The organism is Streptomyces sp. AK02-01A (assembly GCF_033795305.1).
GTDB lineage: Bacteria > Actinomycetota > Actinomycetes > Streptomycetales > Streptomycetaceae > Streptomyces.
The window spans coordinates 26,203-41,620 of the sequence record NZ_JARBAE010000008.1 but is presented as its reverse complement, the minus strand read 5'-3'; the positions used below and the strand labels follow the sequence as shown (position 1 = coordinate 41,620).

Sequence of the window (15,418 nt, the reverse complement as noted above, 5' to 3'; positions counted from 1 at the left end):
GCCACTCCGGCGGCGAGTGACGGGGCTGATTGGCGCGTTGTGCCTCAGCGGGCCGGAAAACCCGCGTCGTTGACAGCGGTGACGAACGCGGCCCAGCCGTCGGCCGAGAACGTGAGGGCCGGACCACTCGGGTCCTTGCTGTCCCGTACGGGGACGACGCCGGAAGCAGCGGCGGCCTTCGGCGCCCACTCCACGCAGCCGCCGCCGTCACCATTGCTGTAGGTGGACTTGGCCCATTCAACGACGGAGAGGTCCGGGGTGGTGCTCATCTGGGAAGCGCCTCCATAACGGATCGGATGAACGCCCCTGTGTCACGGGGCGAGAGGGCATAAGCCCTCATCAGATCGTAGGCCCGCCGCCGGGCTCCGACCCTCTCCGGGTCTTCCAGCAGGGTGCCCGTCGTACTGCTCTCCTCGTAGGCCACGGAGGACTTGTCGTCCAGTGTCATGAGCGTCAGTGTGCCGCCCAGCAGCGCGTGTTCCCCGTGGGCGAAAGGCAGCATCTGCAACGTGGTGGTGGGTGTGTCCACGAGGTCGATGAGACGTACGAGTTGGTCCCGCATGACGACCGGCCCGCCGACTGCCCGCCGTAAGGCCGACTCGTCAAGAATCACCGAGAGGTCCGGGGCCGGGGTGGCTGTCAGCAGTGCCTGACGACTCAGCCGGGCCGTCACCTTCTCCTCGATCTCATCGGGCGTGGCCCTCGGATTACTGACACGGAAGAGCGCGCGGGCGTACTCCTCCGTCTGAAGGAGTCCCGTCACGATGTGGCCCGCGTACTCATCGATGACCCGGGCCCGGGCTTCCAGCTCCATGCGCCGCCGGTACTTGTCCGGATGAATTTCCTTGCGGGCCAGGCCGTACAGCTCTTCGAAGATTCCGTCCGTCCCGAATGCCGCATCAAGCTGAGCGGGCAGTTCGCGGGGCGGCATGTACTCCGCTGTCTCGATCCGGGACAGATGACTCTTACTGACGAGCACCACGCCTGACAGGCCCTCAAGGGTCAGACCAGCTCTCTCACGAAAGCTCCGCATCTTGGCACCGAACAAATGTCGGGCGGACCTGTCGGGCGTCAGTTCACGTGCGGGCCGGGCCATACGAGCACCCCCATTTTTCCCAGATTCGTGGTCGGTACGGAAACCGCTGTCGAGAGTACGCCGATGGGAGCCATGCTGTGAGCAACTAGTCACAGAGAGCAAACGAATTGACGAAAGGCGTTACGTCCATGGCACCAGCCGCCCGCCCGGCCCCCGAGATGGAGCCGAAGGAAGCCGAGAGCTTCCCGCACGTGGTTCCCGACTGGGTTCCTGATGAGTTCCCCGCACCGACAAGGGAGTTGGTGAAGCGCGTGGAGCGCGGACTGAGGCGGCTGACGCGATGACCAGAAGTGATGCGCGCAGGTTCCTGTCACTGCTGTCGGACGTGTTCGGCGTCGACGGCGTCCTCATCGTCCCGAAGACCGATCCCGGCGCGGAAGGAGCGGATCTCGTACCGGGCTCGGCGCTGAGATGGCCGAAGTGCGAGTGCGGCAGCCCGAAGTGCCCGGACTACGAGCCTCCGGCGCCATCGGGTGACGAACTCAGCGCGCGATTGGCGGAACAGAACAAACGCAGCAGCAGGGGTGGCACATGAGTCGCTTACGAAATTGGTTCGGGGCCGGAGCAATCGATCGCCGGCCCAGTCTGAGACTGTTCATCGCCGCACACGGAGACCGCGAAGGATTTCTCGCGGCTCTCCGCCAGTGGGACGAAGCGGCCTCGTTCGAAACGGCCGACCCTCTCCTGCCCGTAATCAGAAGCCGCACTGATCATGTGCCGCGCGAGAAAGGCAAAGGTCCCAGACCGACAGCTACTGGCTTCGCCTCGTAGCGCCTTGGGTACTGTCCGGCCGGAGCTACCCGTTGGGCGGCGTCTGGAGGCCGATCATGAAGCCTGTGCAGGGTTGGAATGTGTTCGAGGCGAGAGCAGGACGGGCCGCCAAGACGCTACTGCGACATCAGGGGTACGACGGAGGTTGGGGACTGACGCTCACCTCGGTCTCCTCCATCGTGAATACCAGCGAAGTCCTGGCACTCCTACGCGCGGCAGGCGTAGGAGGGAAACCCGCGCGTGATGCGCTGGACTTTCTTACGGGAGCGATTCGCGAACATTGCCAACCGCGACACCTGGGCGGACGCGGCGAGAACACGCGTTTCGTGGCCTTCGGACTGGCCGGTTTACTGCATCACCCGCACTTCTTCCATCAGCCCAAGATCGCGGAGACCGCGATGTGGTGTATCGGCTGGCTGGATGAGCACCAGGTCGAGCACGGATGGCCGGAGGTCTCCGGAGTCAACGACACATCTCTTCACCAAACAGCACTTGTCATTCAGGCACTGGCCCGCTTACAGGGCATCCTCAGCGAGCTCGGTCCCGACCTCACCCTGGCTGACGGCGTAGACACCATCACCTACGGCGTTCCACTGCTCAACGGCATACTCCGCGACGGTTCCCCGCTGATCGACGCCGGGCTCATCGACGCCGACGGCCTACGCCGCACGCTCGGTGAACTCACCGCGCAGCCGTACGACGAGGAGTTTCACGCCAAACTGCTCCAGGTCATCGACCTGCACTTGGCGGCGCGGGCATTCCTGTCCTGAACCACTCCTGAAGACCTTCTATCCGTTCCGCGCGACGACCGAGCATGTGAAGCCGGTACCCGGTGCGCTCCACCTCGTGGAACAAGGTGAAACCCTGCGCCTCGTAGTAGCGCACCAGGTCCGGCCACAAACAGTCTCTGCGCACCCACTCCCGGCCCTCACCTGCGGCCCGGTCCAGCGCCCACCACGCCATCAGTGTCCCCAAGCGAAGATGCCGCAGCGCTGGATCAGTCACCGATGTATTCAGATAGAACGCGGGCTCGGAGCGCTCCTCCGTTGTCCAACCCCACGGCGGGCCCTGATCCTGAACCGTCGTGCGACCCACGATTCGGGAGCCGTCCATCTCCAGCAGCCATACGTCTCCGTACGGGTTGTCGCACTGTCCGGCGAGATCATCCACACTCTCGCGCCAGGTGGGGAGCCCTCGGCGTTCCATCCAGTCACAACGAGCGTGAATCATTTTCGCCACCGCCGGACGATCGCTTGTCGCAGCGGGTCGCATCGCGAACACACGCATCTCCTTCGCCCAGTTACCGGGCAGCCGTTCCACCTGCGCGGGAGCGGCGTGTTGAGGTGATTCCAGGCGCCCGCGTCGCGGAATCATCCCGTGCGTGCGGGGAGCAAACCGCTCTGTGAGTGTACGAGTGGGCGCCACCGGATCGAGGACTTTCACCGGGTCACACATCTACGAACGCGCCGGTCAATCGCTCGTGGCAGCCATCAGCACGCGTGCGGGCGCTCCCGGTCCGGCGAGTACAGGTGGCTGTCGCGGAACTGCTCCGCCGCCAGCGTCCGGCCCACCATGATCACCGCCGTCCGCACCACACCCGCCGCCTTCATCTGCCCGGCGATGTCGTCCAGAGTGCCGCGCAGGACCAGTTCGTCGGGCCGGCTGGCCATCGCGACCACCGCGGCCGGGCAGTCGGCCCCGTAGTGCGGCAGCAGCTCCTCCACCACCCGGTCCACATACCTCGCCGCGAGATGCAGCACCAGCAGCGCTCCGCTCCGGCCGAGGGTCGCCAGGTCCTCTCCCTCGGGCATCGGAGTGGCACGCTGGGCGATCCGCGTCAGGATCACCGTCTGGCCCACCGTCGGCACCGTCAGCTCCCGCTTCAGCGCGGCGGCCGCCGCCGCGAACGCCGGTACTCCTGGCACCACTTCGTACGGCACAGCCGCCGCGTCCAGCCGTCGCATCTGCTCCGCGACGGCGCTGAAGACCGACGGATCGCCGGAGTGCAGCCGGGCCACGTCATGGCCCTCCTCGTGCGCCCGCACCAGCTCCGCCGTAATCCCGTCGAGGTCCATCCGCGCGGTGTCGATCAGACGCGCGTCCGGCGGGCATTCGGCCAGCAGCTCGCGCGGCACCAGGCTGCCCGCGTACAGACACACCTGGCAGGCGGCCAGCCTGCGCGCGCCGCGCACCGTGATCAGGTCGGCGGCGCCGGGTCCGGCGCCGATGAAGTACACCGTCATCGTTCTTCTCCTGAGAATTCGCCCGAGGTGATGTGCGGAGAAGCCTTGGTGACGGCCCACTGAGTGACCGGCATGGCTCCCCGCCAGCCGGTGAATCCGCCCACCGGCACGGCGTGCGCGACCGCCAGGCGCACCAGTTCGCCGCCGAAGCGGCGGTACCAGTCGGCCAGCAGCGCCTCCGACTCCAGCGTCACGGTGTTCGCGACCAGCCGGCCGCCGGCCGGCAGTGCGTCCCAGCACGCTTCCAGCAGCCCCGGTGCGGTCAGGCCGCCGCCGATGAACACCGCGTCGGGCTCCGGCAGTCCTGACAGCGCGGCCGGGGCGCGACCGCTGACGACACGCAGCCCGGGGACGCCGAGCGCTCGGGCGTTACGGCCGATCCGTTCCGCGCGGACGGGGTCGCGCTCCACCGAGACGGCCCGGCAGGAGCGGTGCGTACGCATCCACTCGACGGCGATCGAACCCGACCCGCCGCCGATGTCCCAGAGCGACTCGCCGGGCGCCGGGGCCAGCGCGGCCAGCGTCGCGGCGCGCACATGGCGCTTGGTGAGCTGGCCGTCGTGTTCGTACGCGGAGTCCGGCAGCCCGGGGACGGCCCCGAGCCGGAGCGCGTCCGGCGCGCGCCGGCACTCGATCGCCACGACATTCAGCGCGTCTCCGGCGGGCTCGGCCCAGTCGCGCGCGAGCGCGTCGGTACGGCGTTCACGTTCCGCGCCGAGTTGTTCGAGTACGCGCATACGGCTCGGCCCGTAGCCGCGCTCGCGCAGCAGCGCCGCCACCTCGGCGGGCGTGGCGGCTCCGGCGCTGAGCACCAGGATCCGGCGGCCGTCGTGAAGCGCGGCGGTCAACTGCTCGACCGGGCGGCCGACCAGCGTGACCACCTCCGTGTCCTCCACCGGCCAGCCGAGCCGGGCACAGGCGTACGACACGGACGAAGGATGCGGCAGCACACGGAGCGCACCGGCTCCGAGCACCTCCGACAGGGCCCGCCCGATTCCGTAGAACATCGGATCACCGCTGGCCAGCACGGAGATCCGGCGTCCGGCGCGGGCGGCGAGCAAGCCGGGCACGGCGGGCCGCAACGGCGACGGCCACGGCACCCGCTCGCCGGCGCACTCGTCCGCCGGGAGGAGCGCCAACTGCCGTGCGCCGCCGATGAGTACCTCCGCGCTCCGCAAAGCGGTGCGCGCGGTGTCGGAGAGCCCGTGCCAGCCGTCCGCACCGATCCCGACCACCGTCACCGGGGACACGGGGGCCGCTGGGGGCTCGGGACTCACTGCCGTACACCTCTGAACTGGGAGAAGACCGGACGCCGCACTCTACTGTCCGCCCGTCCTCCGGCCCCCGACGGGGGCATACCGCCCATCGAGGGCACACGACGGCTGCGCCCTTCCGGGGCCGGGGACGTCGGACGGCGGCTACCGAAGGAGCTCCCGCAGCCAGTGCGCGACGGCCTCGGCGGAGGCGGAGACGGTATCGGTGGACGAAGTCAGCGCGCCGGGGAAGACCCGGCCCCAGGAATCGGCTCGTCCGACGACGCCGACACGACAGGCCAGGTCGGCGAGGTCGCGCAGTTCGGCGGCGCTGTGGCCATGGCCCGTCCATGGTTCCAGATAGGCGTCGCGCAACCGGGCCAGTGCGGCGGGCGCTTCGACGGCGCCGAAGCGCCTGCGCGCGGCGTGTTCGACGACCAGCAGACTGCTGAACGGGTGGGCGACGGCGGAGTCTCCCCAGTCGAAGAAGGCGTAGCGGTCGCCACCGGTCAGTACGGACGCCTCATGGAGGTCGGAGTGGTCGAGGGTCGCGGGCACGGCGGAATCGGTCAGGGTCCGGCACCAGGAGGTGACGTCGGAAGACAGCGCGCGCAACGCCGCTCTCTCGTCGGCACTGAGGACGGCGGAGTCGATGAGCGCGGACAGCTGGCCCGCCAGACGCTCCGGCCGCAGGTCGGGCACGCCCAAGGCGAGGAGTTCGGCGGTGTGCGGGGCGGTTTCGCGCTGAAATTGCGCGTACTGACTCAGCGACTCCTCCCAGGCCCGGCTGCCGCCGTCCCGGTCAAGCACGTCCCTCAGCAGCGGCCCGCCGTCCGGAAGCAGCGACCAGGCGCGGGCGGTGTCGACCGCCAAAGGCTCCAGCACATGTGCCGGTGCCCAGGCGGGAAGCGCCTGGTTGAGTGCGGCTTCGAAGGCCGAGGCGGGCGGATTGGCCTTGAACCAGGCGGCATCGCCGTCCTGGAGTTCCATCCTCATCCCCACCGACCAGGGCCGTGACCGGGCGCGTACATCGCCTGTCGGCCGCAGCCCGTGCCGTGCGAGCTCTCCGACGGCCCAGCCGAGCGCCTCACGCCGCCAGGCGAGTTCATCCCAGGGAGTGACAGCGGCATAACCTCCGTCGTCCACGACGACCGACTCATTGTCGATGCTCATGCGCATGGGGCCATATCACCATGTGCGACCGGCGGTCTTCCTATGGTTTATCCGCCCTCGGACCCGGCGTCGGAACCGCCGTCGGGCGAGGTGTATGGGGCTGGCGCGGCATACGGAGGGACGGCGACGACACCTGACGGGCGCCCGGCCGCCTACGCGCACGGGCGCCCGTCATGGGTCGCGGTCACCGGGCGGTGTCAGCGAGCCGTTCCGACCGGCGAGCTGACGCCAACGCCGGCCTGTGCGGCGATACGCGGCTGCAACACCCGCTCGGCCAGCGCTCCGAAGATCAGCCCGAAGGCCGTCCAGAGCAGCGCCTGTACGCCGAGCGACGCGAGCCGGAACTCCCAGAGCAGAGCCGCCGGGAAGGATTCCCGGACGGCATCGGTGTTGGCGGGCAGGACGAGACAGGCCACCGCCACGGCGACGGCATAGCCGGCCCCGGCGACGACCGACGCGTTCCAGTTGCCCAGGCGCGGCGCCAGTCGTCTTCCCGCGATGACGGCGATGGCCGCCAGCCCGACGCTGACCAGGATCATCAGAAAGAACAGCGTGGTCCGTTTGCCGATGGTGTCCGGATTGCCCACCGCCGGCGGAGTCGCCGGATACTTCAGGAACGGCACCAGATAGACCGTGACGAAGGCGGCGCCCGCGATCAGGGCCGCGGTCGCCCTCGGGCCGAACCGGCCGATCCTGCCGAGGGACACGGCGAAGACCAGGGAGGCGATTCCGCCCAGGGCCACGCCGTACACCAGGACACCGGTGGCCAGCCCGAACGTCGACTGGACCGGTCGGCTGACCAGTTCCTCCTCCTCTTCCGAAGCCGGTGCGTCACCCGGCGCCGCGGCGCCGTGCTGATGCGCCAGTGCGGACTGGGTCTCCTCCAGAGCGATGGAGTCCCGTACGGAGGGCTCACCGGCCACATACGCCAGCGCGAACGCGAAGAGTCCGGCGAGCACACCCGCGATCATGCCGCGGACCAGGAGATTTCTGACGGTGGAGGCATGCATGCGCGTGATCTCCGTCAGTGGCAGGGGAAGCCGAGCAGGTGACGGCCGTCGTGCACCCATTCATGCACGCCCGCACCGGAGAACACCGATGTCGCACCCTGTTCCGCGCCGACGAAGTACAACAGCACCAGCATCAGCGTGCCCACGAACACTGCCCACGGCAGAATCGCGCGCAGCGGAAGTGGGGTCACCGCGGTGCTGGCGGGTGAAACGGCCGGGGGCGCTATGGACTGAGCCATGGCACATCCTCCTCGGGGAACTCGCGTCCCAATCAGTGGAGCTCGAACGACGGCCATCGGGTCTGACTCACCGAGCCCCCGCTGCGCTGTACACAGCCGGCACCCGGCATACAGTGGCGCGACCGTGCCGGACTCTCACCGGACTTCCGTTCCGCCGTCGTGATATCGACGTGAAGGTACCGCGAACCGACAGGCGGGCCAAGAGGCCCTCCGCCGGCCGGTGACCGCGGGAGCGCGGTTTTCGCCGGACGCCGAGCGCCGTACGGGCTCCGGGAGTTGATCCGGTGCCGGGCGGACCGGCCTTGAGCCAGGACAGCCGAGGAGAGCGCCGTATGACCACCCGAGTGATGTTCATCTCACCCGCCGTCAGCAAGGCCCTGCGCGAGGCCCGCTTCGCCGAAAGCCGAAGCGACGGCGAGAGGCGGAACGACGACGAGGGCCGGGTCGACAACGAGGGCCGGGTCGACAACGACGGACACCGGGAGGAGAGCGACGAGCTGGACGCCGTCGGGCTGCGGCAGGCCGAAGCGGTACGCGAGGTTTTCCCGCGCGCCGCCGCGCTGTATGTCTCGCCTTCCCGACGCTGCCGCCGGACCGCCGAGGTGCTTGGTCTGGACGCGCGGCCGGTGTCCGGCCTCGCACCCTGCGCGATGGGCCGCTGGCAGGGCAGGACCCTCGACGAAGTGGCCGCCGACGAACCGGAGTCGGTGGCCCTCTGGCTGGCGGACCCCGCCTCCTCTCCGCACGGCGGAGAGTCCCTGCTGGCCCTGCACGCCCGCGTCGGCCACTGGCTCGACAGCCTCAGCACCGGCGCCGCGGCGAAGAGAGAACGGCGGCCCGAGGAGCCGCGCGGCCACATCATCGCCGTGGCGGAACCGGACATCATCCGCGCCGCCACGGTCCACGCTCTCGGCGCGACCCCGCAGGCGTTCTGGAGGGTCGACGTACGGCCTCTGACCGCCACCGAACTCACCGGGCGGGACGGCCGCTGGAATCTGCTCAGCGGCCGGCCTCTGACAAGCGCCGCGTCCTGAAAGCCACGCTCCATAAAGCGACGTCCTTGAAAGCGCCGTCCTTGAAAGCGCGGTCCTTGAAAGCCATGCCTCGCAAGCCATGCCTCGCAATGCCACGGCCCTGAAAGCCGCGCCGCATCAGCCGTGAACCCGCGGCGGGATCAGCGGCCGGCCTTCGACCGGTCCAGTGCGGCGACTCCCACCGCCGCCAGCGCGATCTGGATTATCCACTCGATCCAGTCGGGACCGTCCGTATTGGCGACACCGACGGCAGCCGCGATGGCCGTACCGATCAGCGCCGCGACGATGCCGACGACGATGGTCCACAGCACGCCGATGCGCTGACGACCGGGCACGACGAGCCGTCCCAGCACACCGATGATGATGCCGATCACGATGGCCGTGATAATGCCGGAGATCTCCATGTCCGCTCCTTCTCACCACAGCTAGTACGGATGGTGGTGTATGCCAGAACGTCTGCCCACCGAACTCACGTCCACTCCAGGAGAGCGACAGTTCGCCAGTTCGGTTTAATCGGCGAACGTGATCTACGGAGGAGACATATCTCCGGAGCCGGGACGGCCTCCGGGACCGGCCCCGGAGGCCGTATGACGGACGGCTCCACCGCGGATCGCGGCCCGTCAGGACCGCCGGAGCCCCGAATTCCGCCGTGAGGACCTCGGCAGGCGCCGCGTCCGGTTCGTACGGCTCCAGCCCGTGAGCCACGACCACCGGAAGCCCGTACGCGTATCGATGTCAGACCCTCGTCCTACAGTGCGTGACATGGAGACGAAAGCACCGCGGGTCCGGATCGAACCCTGGTCGGAGGGCGATCTCGATCTGCTCCGCGCGGCGAACGCTCCGGAGCTGATGACCCATCTCGGCGGCCCGGAGACCGAGGAACAACTGGCCGGGCGGCACAGGCGCTATGTCGACCTGAGCGCCGACCGGACGGGCAGAGGACGGATGTTCCGGGTCGTGCTGCTGCCGGGCGGCGAAGCCGTCGGCACGATCGGGTTCTGGGAGCAGACCTGGCAGGGAGAGCAGGTGTACGAGACGGGCTGGGCCGTGCTCGCGGCATTCCAGGGACGCGGTATCGCGGCCGCCGCGACCGCCGCCGTCGTGGAGCGGGCGCGGGCCGAGAAGAAGCACCGCTATCTGCACGCCTTCCCGTCCATCGGGAATCCTCCGTCGAACGCGGTCTGCCGCAAGGCGGGATTCACACTGCGTGGCGAGTGCGAGTTCGAGTATCCGGTGGGTCATCTCATGCGCTGCAACGACTGGCGGCTGGACCTGACGGCGATGGAACAGACGCCATAGCCGGGCCGTGCGCCGCGTGTGCGCCGACCGCGTGCGCGGCCGTGCGGTCAGAAGTCCTGTCCGGCCCGGAAAGCCCTGGCTCGTGCCCCTCGTCCGATGGCATCCTGACGGCGTGAACGGACCGGAGATCCAGATTGATTTCGCCCCCGAGCTGCGCCTTTTCGTCGCGTCCGAGCGGCGCCAGGGACGTACGGCCGTTCTCACCGACGGCTCGTCCACCCTCGGCCATGCCGTCGAGTCGCTCGGCGTCCCGCTCACCGAAGTCGGTCCACTGCTCGTCGACGGACACGAGGTCGCCGTCTCACACATCCCGGCCGCGGGCGAATCCGTCGAGGTGCGGGCCGTGTCCCGGCCGCAGCGAGTGCCCGGAGCGCCGCTGCGCTTTCTGCTCGATGTCCATCTCGGCACGCTCGCGCGGCGGCTGCGGCTGCTCGGCATCGACGCGGCGTACGAGAGCGAGGACCTCGGCGATCCCGCGCTGGCCACTCTCTCCGCCGCACAGCGCCGGGTGATGCTGTCCCGGGACCGGGGCCTGCTGCGGCGGCGCGAGATCTGGGCCGGGGCATATATCTACAGCGACCGCCCCGACGACCAGCTCAGGGACGTACTGGAACGCTTCGCGCCCGCCCTCGCGCCCTGGACCCGCTGCACCGCCTGCAACGGCGAGCTGGGACCGGCCGACAAGGAGGCCGTCCAGGAGCAACTGGAGCACGGCACGCAGCGTACGTACGACGTCTTCGCCCAGTGCACGAGGTGCCGGCGGGTGTACTGGCGGGGCGCGCACCATGCCCGGCTCGCGGCCATCGTCGAGGACGCGGTACGCGAATTCGGTGGCGCGGCGGCGTAATCACGGCACCGCCGGCCGCGCGGCCCGCCGAGACGCAGAAGCGACCCGCCGAGACGCAGAAGCGACCCGCCGAGACGCAGAAGCGACCCGCCGAGACTCGGAAGCGGCCCGCCGAGGATCAGAAGACGTAGGAATCCCCGGTGTCAGGGGTCAGCACGCGGTGCTGATGGTTCTCCGGATTACGGTCCGACGCGCCGCCGTTCCACGCGGTGGCGACGCTCACGACCACCTCGGCCGGGCTGCCGGCCGTCCTGAGGTCAAGAGCCAGTTCGCGGCCCCGTCCGGCCGCGCGAAGGTGTCCCGTACGGCACAGCACCGTACGGTCGCCGCCCCACAGGCACTCGGACGGCAGGCTCTGACCGGCCTCCAGAAGCGCCGAGAAGTCCAGCCGTACGGTCGCGTCCGGAAGCCCGGACGGGCCATGGTTCTCGGACGCGATCCGGACCGTCAGCTTCCCGTCCCACAGCGACGCGCGACCGTGGTGGGCCAGATCGGCCTCGGGCGCGATCGCGCGGGGGTCGCCGGAGTCGCCGGATTCGCCAGAGTTGCCGAAAGCACCGAAGACATCCGGAGCACCGGCCCGCTCGCCCGCGGAGGCCGTTCCCGCGCCGGCCCCAGGACTCGCTCCGATCACCACCGCCGTGGCGGCGGACACCACCACCAGCAGCGCTTTCCGCATGACGCCCATGGCATGAAGATACCGATCATCACATGGCAATACCGTCCATTTATCCGCCCGGCACGCTTCCGATCACCCACATGGCACGCTGTCCGCATGCTCGTGCTGCGCTCGGTCGCTCTCTTCGTCCTCGCCGCCGTCTTCGAGATCGGCGGCGCCTGGCTCGTCTGGCAGGGCGTTCGCGGAGACGGCAACGGCGGCGGACGCGGCTGGATCTGGATCGGCGCCGGAGTCATCGCGCTGGGCGCCTACGGCTTTGTCGCCACACTCCAGCCGGAGGGCGAGTTCGGCCGGGTCCTCGCCGCGTACGGCGGGGTCTTCGTCGCGGGCTCGATCGCCTGGGCCGTGGTCGCCGACGGCTACCGCCCGGACCGCTGGGACATCGCGGGCGCGCTGGTCAGTGTGGCCGGTATGGCGCTGATCATGTACGGACCTCGCGGCCACTGACCGTCCGGCCCGTGTCCGGCGCGGCGCCGGACCCGGCCGGTCCCGGCGCCGGACACACTCGACGTCCGTCCCGGCTCCCTGCCTATCCTGGCCATACATCGATCACACGCGCGAGGAGTACGTCATGACCGCCGCGGGGACCCAAACCGCCGTCATCACCGGAGCGAGCAGCGGAATCGGTGCCGCCACCGCGCGGCAGCTCGCCGCCGCCGGCTATCACGTCGTCCTCACCGCACGCCGCAAGGACCGAATCGAGGCGCTCGCCGCGGAGATCGGCGCCGCCGGCCGGCACGCCACCGCGTACGCCCTCGATGTCACCGACCGTCCCGCGGTCGACGCCTTCGCCGCCGAGCTCGGCCGCTTGCCCTCCGTGAATGTCCTGGTCAACAACGCCGGTGGCGCTCTGGGCGCCGACCCGGTGGCCACCGGCGATCCCGCCGAGTGGCGTCAGATGTACGAGACCAATGTCATCGGGACGCTCAACCTCACCCAGGCCCTGCTGCCCGCTCTCACCGCGAGCGGCGACGGCACCGTTGTCGTCCTCTCCTCCACCGCCGGTCACTCCACCTATGAGGGCGGCGCGGGCTATGTCGCCGCCAAGCACGGCGCCCATGTCCTCGCCGAGACCCTCCGTCTGGAGATCGTCGGCACCCCGGTCCGAGTGATCGAGGTCGCTCCGGGCATGGTCAGGACGGAGGAGTTCGCCACCACGCGCTTCCACGGCGACACCGAGAAGGCGGCGAAGGTCTACGCGGGCGTCGCCGAGCCGCTCACCGCCGACGACGTGGCCGACACCATCACCTGGGCGGTCACTCGCCCGAGCCATGTCAACATCGACCTCCTGGTGGTCAGGCCACGCGCCCAGGCGTCCAACTCCAAGGTGCACAGGGAGCTGTGAGCGCCGAGCGACCGCCGATCAACCACTGACCGGCCGCTGACCGGCCTTTACGGCCGGCCCGGACGAGGAGCGCGGCGACCGGCGGCCCCGGCCGCCGCGCACAGCGGAGCCCGCCTTTACGGACGTCAGCCCTTCACACAAATGGCCTGCTTCAGCTTCGCCACCACCTCGACCAGATCCCGCTGCTGCTCGATGACCTGCTCAATGGGCTTGTAGGCGGCCGGGATCTCGTCCACGACGCCGGAATCCTTACGGCATTCCACACCCCGCGTCTGCTCTTCCAGGTCCCGCGTCGAGAAACGCCGCTTCGCCGCGCTACGGCTCATCCGCCGGCCGGCGCCGTGCGAGGCCGAGTTGAAGGCAGCGGTGTTCCCCAGGCCCTTGACGATGTACGTGCCCGTGGCCATCGACCCGGGAATGATCCCGTATTCACCGGAACCCGCGCGGATCGCGCCTTTCCGCGTCACCAGCAGATCCATGCCGTCGTACCGTTCCTCGGCGACATAGTTGTGATGGCAGCTTATCTCCCGCTCAAAAGCGACCCGGGCCTTCTTGAATTCTCTGCGGATCACATCCTTGAGCAGTCCGATCATGATGGCGCGGTTGTGCTTCGCGTATTCCTGGGCCCAGAAGAGATCGTTGCGATAGGCCGCCATCTGCGGTGTCTCCGAGATGAAGACGGCCAGGTCACGGTCTACCAGGCCCTGATTGTGCGACAGGTTCCGCGCCACGCCGATGTGATGCTCCGCCAGTTCCTTGCCGATGTTCCGGGAACCGGAGTGGAGCGTGAGCCACACAGCTCCCTCGGAATCGAGACTGACCTCAAGGTGGTGATTTCCGCTGCCCAGCGTGCCCATCTGCTTCGTCGCACGGTCCTGGCGGAATCGGACCGCCTCGGCCACTGAGCCGAACCGTCCCCAGAAGTCGTCCCAGCCCGCCGTCGGAAATCCGTGCAGCCGACCGGGATCCACCGGATCGTCATGCATTCCGCGACCCACCGGAATGGCCTGCTCGATCTTGGAGCGCAGCCGGGACAGATCGCCCGGCAGGTCGTTCGCCGTCAGGGACGTCTTCACCGCCGACATTCCGCAGCCGATGTCCACGCCCACCGCCGCCGGACAGACGGCGCCGTTCATCGCGATCACCGAGCCGACGGTCGCGCCCTTGCCGTAGTGCACGTCCGGCATTACGGCGAGCCCCTTGATCCAGGGCAGCGTCGCGACATTCCGCAGTTGCCGCATCGCGCCCTCCTCGACCGTCGCGGGATCCGCCCACATACGGATCGGGACCTTCGCGCCCGGCAGCTCCACATAAGACATAGTTCCTCGATCCCCCACGAAAGTCAGATAGCGCAAAAACCGGAACCAGGGCCGCCAAAGAGACGGCCGACCAGCGTCGACGGCTTCGCGTGCGGTAGACATTGTGTCCATCCGCCGTCATCCGGCGGCAAACGGTTTTCGCGCGCGCCGCCGTGCGGAACCCTGTACAGAAGGGAGCCCGGGACCTTGCAGCCAAAGGCGCGAAAGGCGTACGTACCCGGCCTGGCGGTGCTCCTCACGATGGTTGTCGCCGGCTGTTCGTCCGGCGCCGACCGCCCCGCCCTCGACGCCAAGCCCGGCGGTCCCACCACGTCCGCCGCGCCACCCGGCAAGTACCGCACGCTCCGCGAGCCCTGCGGTTCCGTGCCGCGCTCCACACTCAAGGCCCTGCTGCCCGGCGTCGCCGCGCTCCCGGAGGACCAGCGGGACAAGGTGTACGACGGCACCGCCTCCGTCACCTACGACACCGACCGCCGCGTCGGCTGTAGCTGGAAGGCCGACTCTCCCGACGCCTCCCACCAACTCGTGATCGATCTCGAACGCGTGGTGTCGTACGACCCGGGCGTGAGCGACGACGACCGCGCGCAGGCGGTCTATCTGGAGAAGGAGACCGCCGCGGCGCTGCCGGTGCCCGGCGACAGCGGCGCTTCGTCCCAGCCACCGAGCAGCCCGGCCTCGGGAACGGGCGCCGGCGCGGACACGACGACACGGTCCGGTCCCGGCTCCGAGACCTCCGCGCCGCCCTCCGAGACGCCGTCCGCCGAAGGACTTGAGCCGCGTCTCCTGGACGGTCTGGGCGATGTGGCCTTCCTCAACGATGTCCTCGCCCGCTCCGGCTCGGCCGCCCAGCACCGCACGGTGAGCGTGGTATTCCGCACATCGAATGTGATCGTGACCGTCCGGTACAGCGAGCAGCCGGCTCTTCCCGCCGAGGTCCCCGACAGCAAAGAACTGCAGGAAAAGGCGCGACAACTGGCCCGGACACTCGCCGACCAGCTCAACGAATAGCGGTCCGCGTCCCGGCCCGGAATCCCTCGCCCACGGCGGCCGGAGTCCGGTCGCCGGGCCCGCGGACCATGGCATGGCGGTTACCGTGGCCGATCGGACCGT

General features: G+C 69.3%; 19 protein-coding genes and 1 riboswitch. Of the genes, 8 read left to right on the top strand and 11 right to left on the bottom strand.

Features of this window, described 5'->3' with window-relative positions; translation table 11 throughout:
- Positions 1-44: 44 nt before the first annotated feature.
- Both PV679_RS10815 and PV679_RS10810 read right to left on the bottom strand, forming a co-directional pair.
- Positions 45-269, bottom strand: a complete 225-nt coding sequence (locus tag PV679_RS10815; protein ID WP_319679912.1) for a DUF397 domain-containing protein — start codon at positions 267-269, stop codon at positions 45-47.
- Positions 266-1,033, bottom strand: coding sequence for a helix-turn-helix transcriptional regulator (locus PV679_RS10810; RefSeq protein ID WP_319679911.1), 768 nt, complete (start codon positions 1,031-1,033; stop codon positions 266-268). The genes PV679_RS10815 and PV679_RS10810 overlap by 4 nt, the downstream gene beginning before the upstream one ends.
- 343 nt (positions 1,034-1,376) lie before the next feature.
- Between PV679_RS10810 and PV679_RS10805 the strand changes: the two genes are divergently transcribed.
- Both PV679_RS10805 and PV679_RS10800 read left to right on the top strand, forming a co-directional pair.
- On the top strand, positions 1,377-1,631 hold the full coding sequence (locus PV679_RS10805; RefSeq protein ID WP_319679910.1) for a hypothetical protein: 255 nt from the start codon (positions 1,377-1,379) through the stop codon (positions 1,629-1,631).
- 292 nt (positions 1,632-1,923) lie between these two features.
- Complete coding sequence (locus PV679_RS10800) at positions 1,924-2,637, top strand: hypothetical protein (protein WP_319679909.1); 714 nt, start codon at positions 1,924-1,926, stop codon at positions 2,635-2,637.
- Here the strand turns inward: PV679_RS10800 and PV679_RS10795 are convergent.
- The 6 genes from PV679_RS10795 to PV679_RS10770 all read right to left on the bottom strand — a co-directional run bounded on the left by PV679_RS10795 (position 2,597) and on the right by PV679_RS10770 (position 7,785).
- Complete coding sequence (locus PV679_RS10795; RefSeq protein WP_319680052.1) at positions 2,597-3,139, bottom strand: GNAT family N-acetyltransferase; 543 nt, start codon at positions 3,137-3,139, stop codon at positions 2,597-2,599. The two genes, PV679_RS10800 and PV679_RS10795, sit on opposite strands and share 41 nt — an antisense overlap.
- A 218-nt stretch (positions 3,140-3,357) precedes the next feature.
- A complete protein-coding gene (gene cobM / locus PV679_RS10790; RefSeq protein ID WP_319679908.1) occupies positions 3,358-4,110 on the bottom strand; it encodes a precorrin-4 C(11)-methyltransferase in 753 nt (250 codons plus the stop codon).
- Positions 4,107-5,387, bottom strand: coding sequence for a precorrin-6y C5,15-methyltransferase (decarboxylating) subunit CbiE (gene cbiE, locus PV679_RS10785; RefSeq protein ID WP_319679907.1), 1,281 nt, complete (start codon positions 5,385-5,387; stop codon positions 4,107-4,109). Before cbiE ends, cobM begins: the two co-directional genes overlap by 4 nt.
- 141 nt (positions 5,388-5,528) lie before the next feature.
- Complete coding sequence (locus PV679_RS10780; RefSeq protein ID WP_319679906.1) at positions 5,529-6,536, bottom strand: aminoglycoside phosphotransferase family protein; 1,008 nt, start codon at positions 6,534-6,536, stop codon at positions 5,529-5,531.
- Positions 6,537-6,733: 197 nt separating this feature from the next.
- Positions 6,734-7,546 carry a CbtA family protein gene (locus tag PV679_RS10775; RefSeq protein ID WP_319679905.1) on the bottom strand — a complete coding sequence of 271 codons (813 nt, stop codon included), beginning with the start codon at positions 7,544-7,546 and terminating at the stop codon, positions 6,734-6,736.
- Positions 7,547-7,560: 14 nt separating this feature from the next.
- Positions 7,561-7,785 (bottom strand): CbtB domain-containing protein, encoded by a 225-nt coding sequence (locus tag PV679_RS10770; RefSeq protein ID WP_319679904.1) that lies wholly within the window; start codon positions 7,783-7,785, stop codon positions 7,561-7,563.
- A gap of 60 nt (positions 7,786-7,845) precedes the next feature.
- A riboswitch (cobalamin riboswitch) is annotated at positions 7,846-7,933 on the bottom strand.
- A gap of 184 nt (positions 7,934-8,117) precedes the next feature.
- Here PV679_RS10770 and PV679_RS10765 point away from each other — a divergent pair.
- Entirely contained in the window at positions 8,118-8,819 is a 702-nt protein-coding gene (locus tag PV679_RS10765; protein ID WP_319679903.1) for a histidine phosphatase family protein, read from the top strand.
- A 140-nt stretch (positions 8,820-8,959) separates the two neighbouring features.
- Here the strand turns inward: PV679_RS10765 and PV679_RS10760 are convergent, their stop codons facing one another.
- Positions 8,960-9,223: a GlsB/YeaQ/YmgE family stress response membrane protein gene (locus PV679_RS10760; RefSeq protein WP_319679902.1), complete on the bottom strand. Its 264-nt coding sequence runs from the start codon at positions 9,221-9,223 to the stop codon at positions 8,960-8,962.
- 358 nt (positions 9,224-9,581) lie between these two features.
- Between PV679_RS10760 and PV679_RS10755 the strand changes: the two genes are divergently transcribed.
- The gene (locus PV679_RS10755; RefSeq protein ID WP_319679901.1) at positions 9,582-10,118 is read left to right on the top strand and encodes a GNAT family N-acetyltransferase; all 537 of its coding nucleotides are present in this window, start codon (positions 9,582-9,584) and stop codon (positions 10,116-10,118) included.
- Between the two features lie 112 nt (positions 10,119-10,230).
- Positions 10,231-10,965 carry a Mut7-C RNAse domain-containing protein gene (locus tag PV679_RS10750; RefSeq protein ID WP_319679899.1) on the top strand — a complete coding sequence of 245 codons (735 nt, stop codon included), beginning with the start codon at positions 10,231-10,233 and terminating at the stop codon, positions 10,963-10,965.
- Positions 10,966-11,083: 118 nt separating this feature from the next.
- Here PV679_RS10750 and PV679_RS10745 read toward each other — a convergent pair whose 3' ends face one another.
- A complete protein-coding gene (locus tag PV679_RS10745) occupies positions 11,084-11,653 on the bottom strand; it encodes a hypothetical protein (RefSeq protein WP_319679898.1) in 570 nt (189 codons plus the stop codon).
- Between the two features lie 87 nt (positions 11,654-11,740).
- Between PV679_RS10745 and PV679_RS10740 the strand changes: the two genes are divergently transcribed.
- Complete coding sequence (locus PV679_RS10740) at positions 11,741-12,091, top strand: YnfA family protein (RefSeq protein ID WP_319679897.1); 351 nt, start codon at positions 11,741-11,743, stop codon at positions 12,089-12,091.
- A 124-nt stretch (positions 12,092-12,215) separates the two neighbouring features.
- Positions 12,216-12,989 carry an SDR family oxidoreductase gene (locus tag PV679_RS10735; protein ID WP_319679896.1) on the top strand — a complete coding sequence of 258 codons (774 nt, stop codon included), beginning with the start codon at positions 12,216-12,218 and terminating at the stop codon, positions 12,987-12,989.
- 125 nt (positions 12,990-13,114) lie between these two features.
- On the opposite strand, the gene PV679_RS10730 is transcribed toward PV679_RS10735, so the two are convergent.
- Positions 13,115-14,308 carry an RtcB family protein gene (locus PV679_RS10730; RefSeq protein ID WP_319679895.1) on the bottom strand — a complete coding sequence of 398 codons (1,194 nt, stop codon included), beginning with the start codon at positions 14,306-14,308 and terminating at the stop codon, positions 13,115-13,117.
- A gap of 240 nt (positions 14,309-14,548) precedes the next feature.
- Between PV679_RS10730 and PV679_RS10725 the strand changes: the two genes are divergently transcribed.
- Positions 14,549-15,316 (top strand): DUF3558 domain-containing protein, encoded by a 768-nt coding sequence (locus PV679_RS10725; RefSeq protein WP_319680051.1) that lies wholly within the window; start codon positions 14,549-14,551, stop codon positions 15,314-15,316.
- The last annotated feature ends 102 nt before the right edge of the window (positions 15,317-15,418 follow it).

Coding starts and splice junctions, on each gene's coding strand:
- PV679_RS10795 (WP_319680052.1), bottom strand. CDS start 3,139: ATGCGACCCGCTGCGACAAGCGATCGTCCGGCGGTGGCGAAAATGATT.
- PV679_RS10800 (WP_319679909.1), top strand. CDS start 1,924: ATGAAGCCTGTGCAGGGTTGGAATGTGTTCGAGGCGAGAGCAGGACGG.
- PV679_RS10765 (WP_319679903.1), top strand. CDS start 8,118: ATGACCACCCGAGTGATGTTCATCTCACCCGCCGTCAGCAAGGCCCTG.
- PV679_RS10770 (WP_319679904.1), bottom strand. CDS start 7,785: ATGGCTCAGTCCATAGCGCCCCCGGCCGTTTCACCCGCCAGCACCGCG.
- PV679_RS10730 (WP_319679895.1), bottom strand. CDS start 14,308: ATGTCTTATGTGGAGCTGCCGGGCGCGAAGGTCCCGATCCGTATGTGG.
- PV679_RS10740 (WP_319679897.1), top strand. CDS start 11,741: ATGCTCGTGCTGCGCTCGGTCGCTCTCTTCGTCCTCGCCGCCGTCTTC.
- PV679_RS10810 (WP_319679911.1), bottom strand. CDS start 1,033: ATGCGGAGCTTTCGTGAGAGAGCTGGTCTGACCCTTGAGGGCCTGTCA.
- PV679_RS10760 (WP_319679902.1), bottom strand. CDS start 9,223: ATGGAGATCTCCGGCATTATCACGGCCATCGTGATCGGCATCATCATC.
- cobM (WP_319679908.1), bottom strand. CDS start 4,110: ATGACGGTGTACTTCATCGGCGCCGGACCCGGCGCCGCCGACCTGATC.
- PV679_RS10745 (WP_319679898.1), bottom strand. CDS start 11,653: ATGGGCGTCATGCGGAAAGCGCTGCTGGTGGTGGTGTCCGCCGCCACG.
- PV679_RS10735 (WP_319679896.1), top strand. CDS start 12,216: ATGACCGCCGCGGGGACCCAAACCGCCGTCATCACCGGAGCGAGCAGC.
- PV679_RS10805 (WP_319679910.1), top strand. CDS start 1,377: ATGACCAGAAGTGATGCGCGCAGGTTCCTGTCACTGCTGTCGGACGTG.
- PV679_RS10755 (WP_319679901.1), top strand. CDS start 9,582: ATGGAGACGAAAGCACCGCGGGTCCGGATCGAACCCTGGTCGGAGGGC.
- PV679_RS10815 (WP_319679912.1), bottom strand. CDS start 269: ATGAGCACCACCCCGGACCTCTCCGTCGTTGAATGGGCCAAGTCCACC.
- PV679_RS10725 (WP_319680051.1), top strand. CDS start 14,549: ATGGTTGTCGCCGGCTGTTCGTCCGGCGCCGACCGCCCCGCCCTCGAC.
- PV679_RS10780 (WP_319679906.1), bottom strand. CDS start 6,536: ATGAGCATCGACAATGAGTCGGTCGTCGTGGACGACGGAGGTTATGCC.
- PV679_RS10775 (WP_319679905.1), bottom strand. CDS start 7,546: ATGCATGCCTCCACCGTCAGAAATCTCCTGGTCCGCGGCATGATCGCG.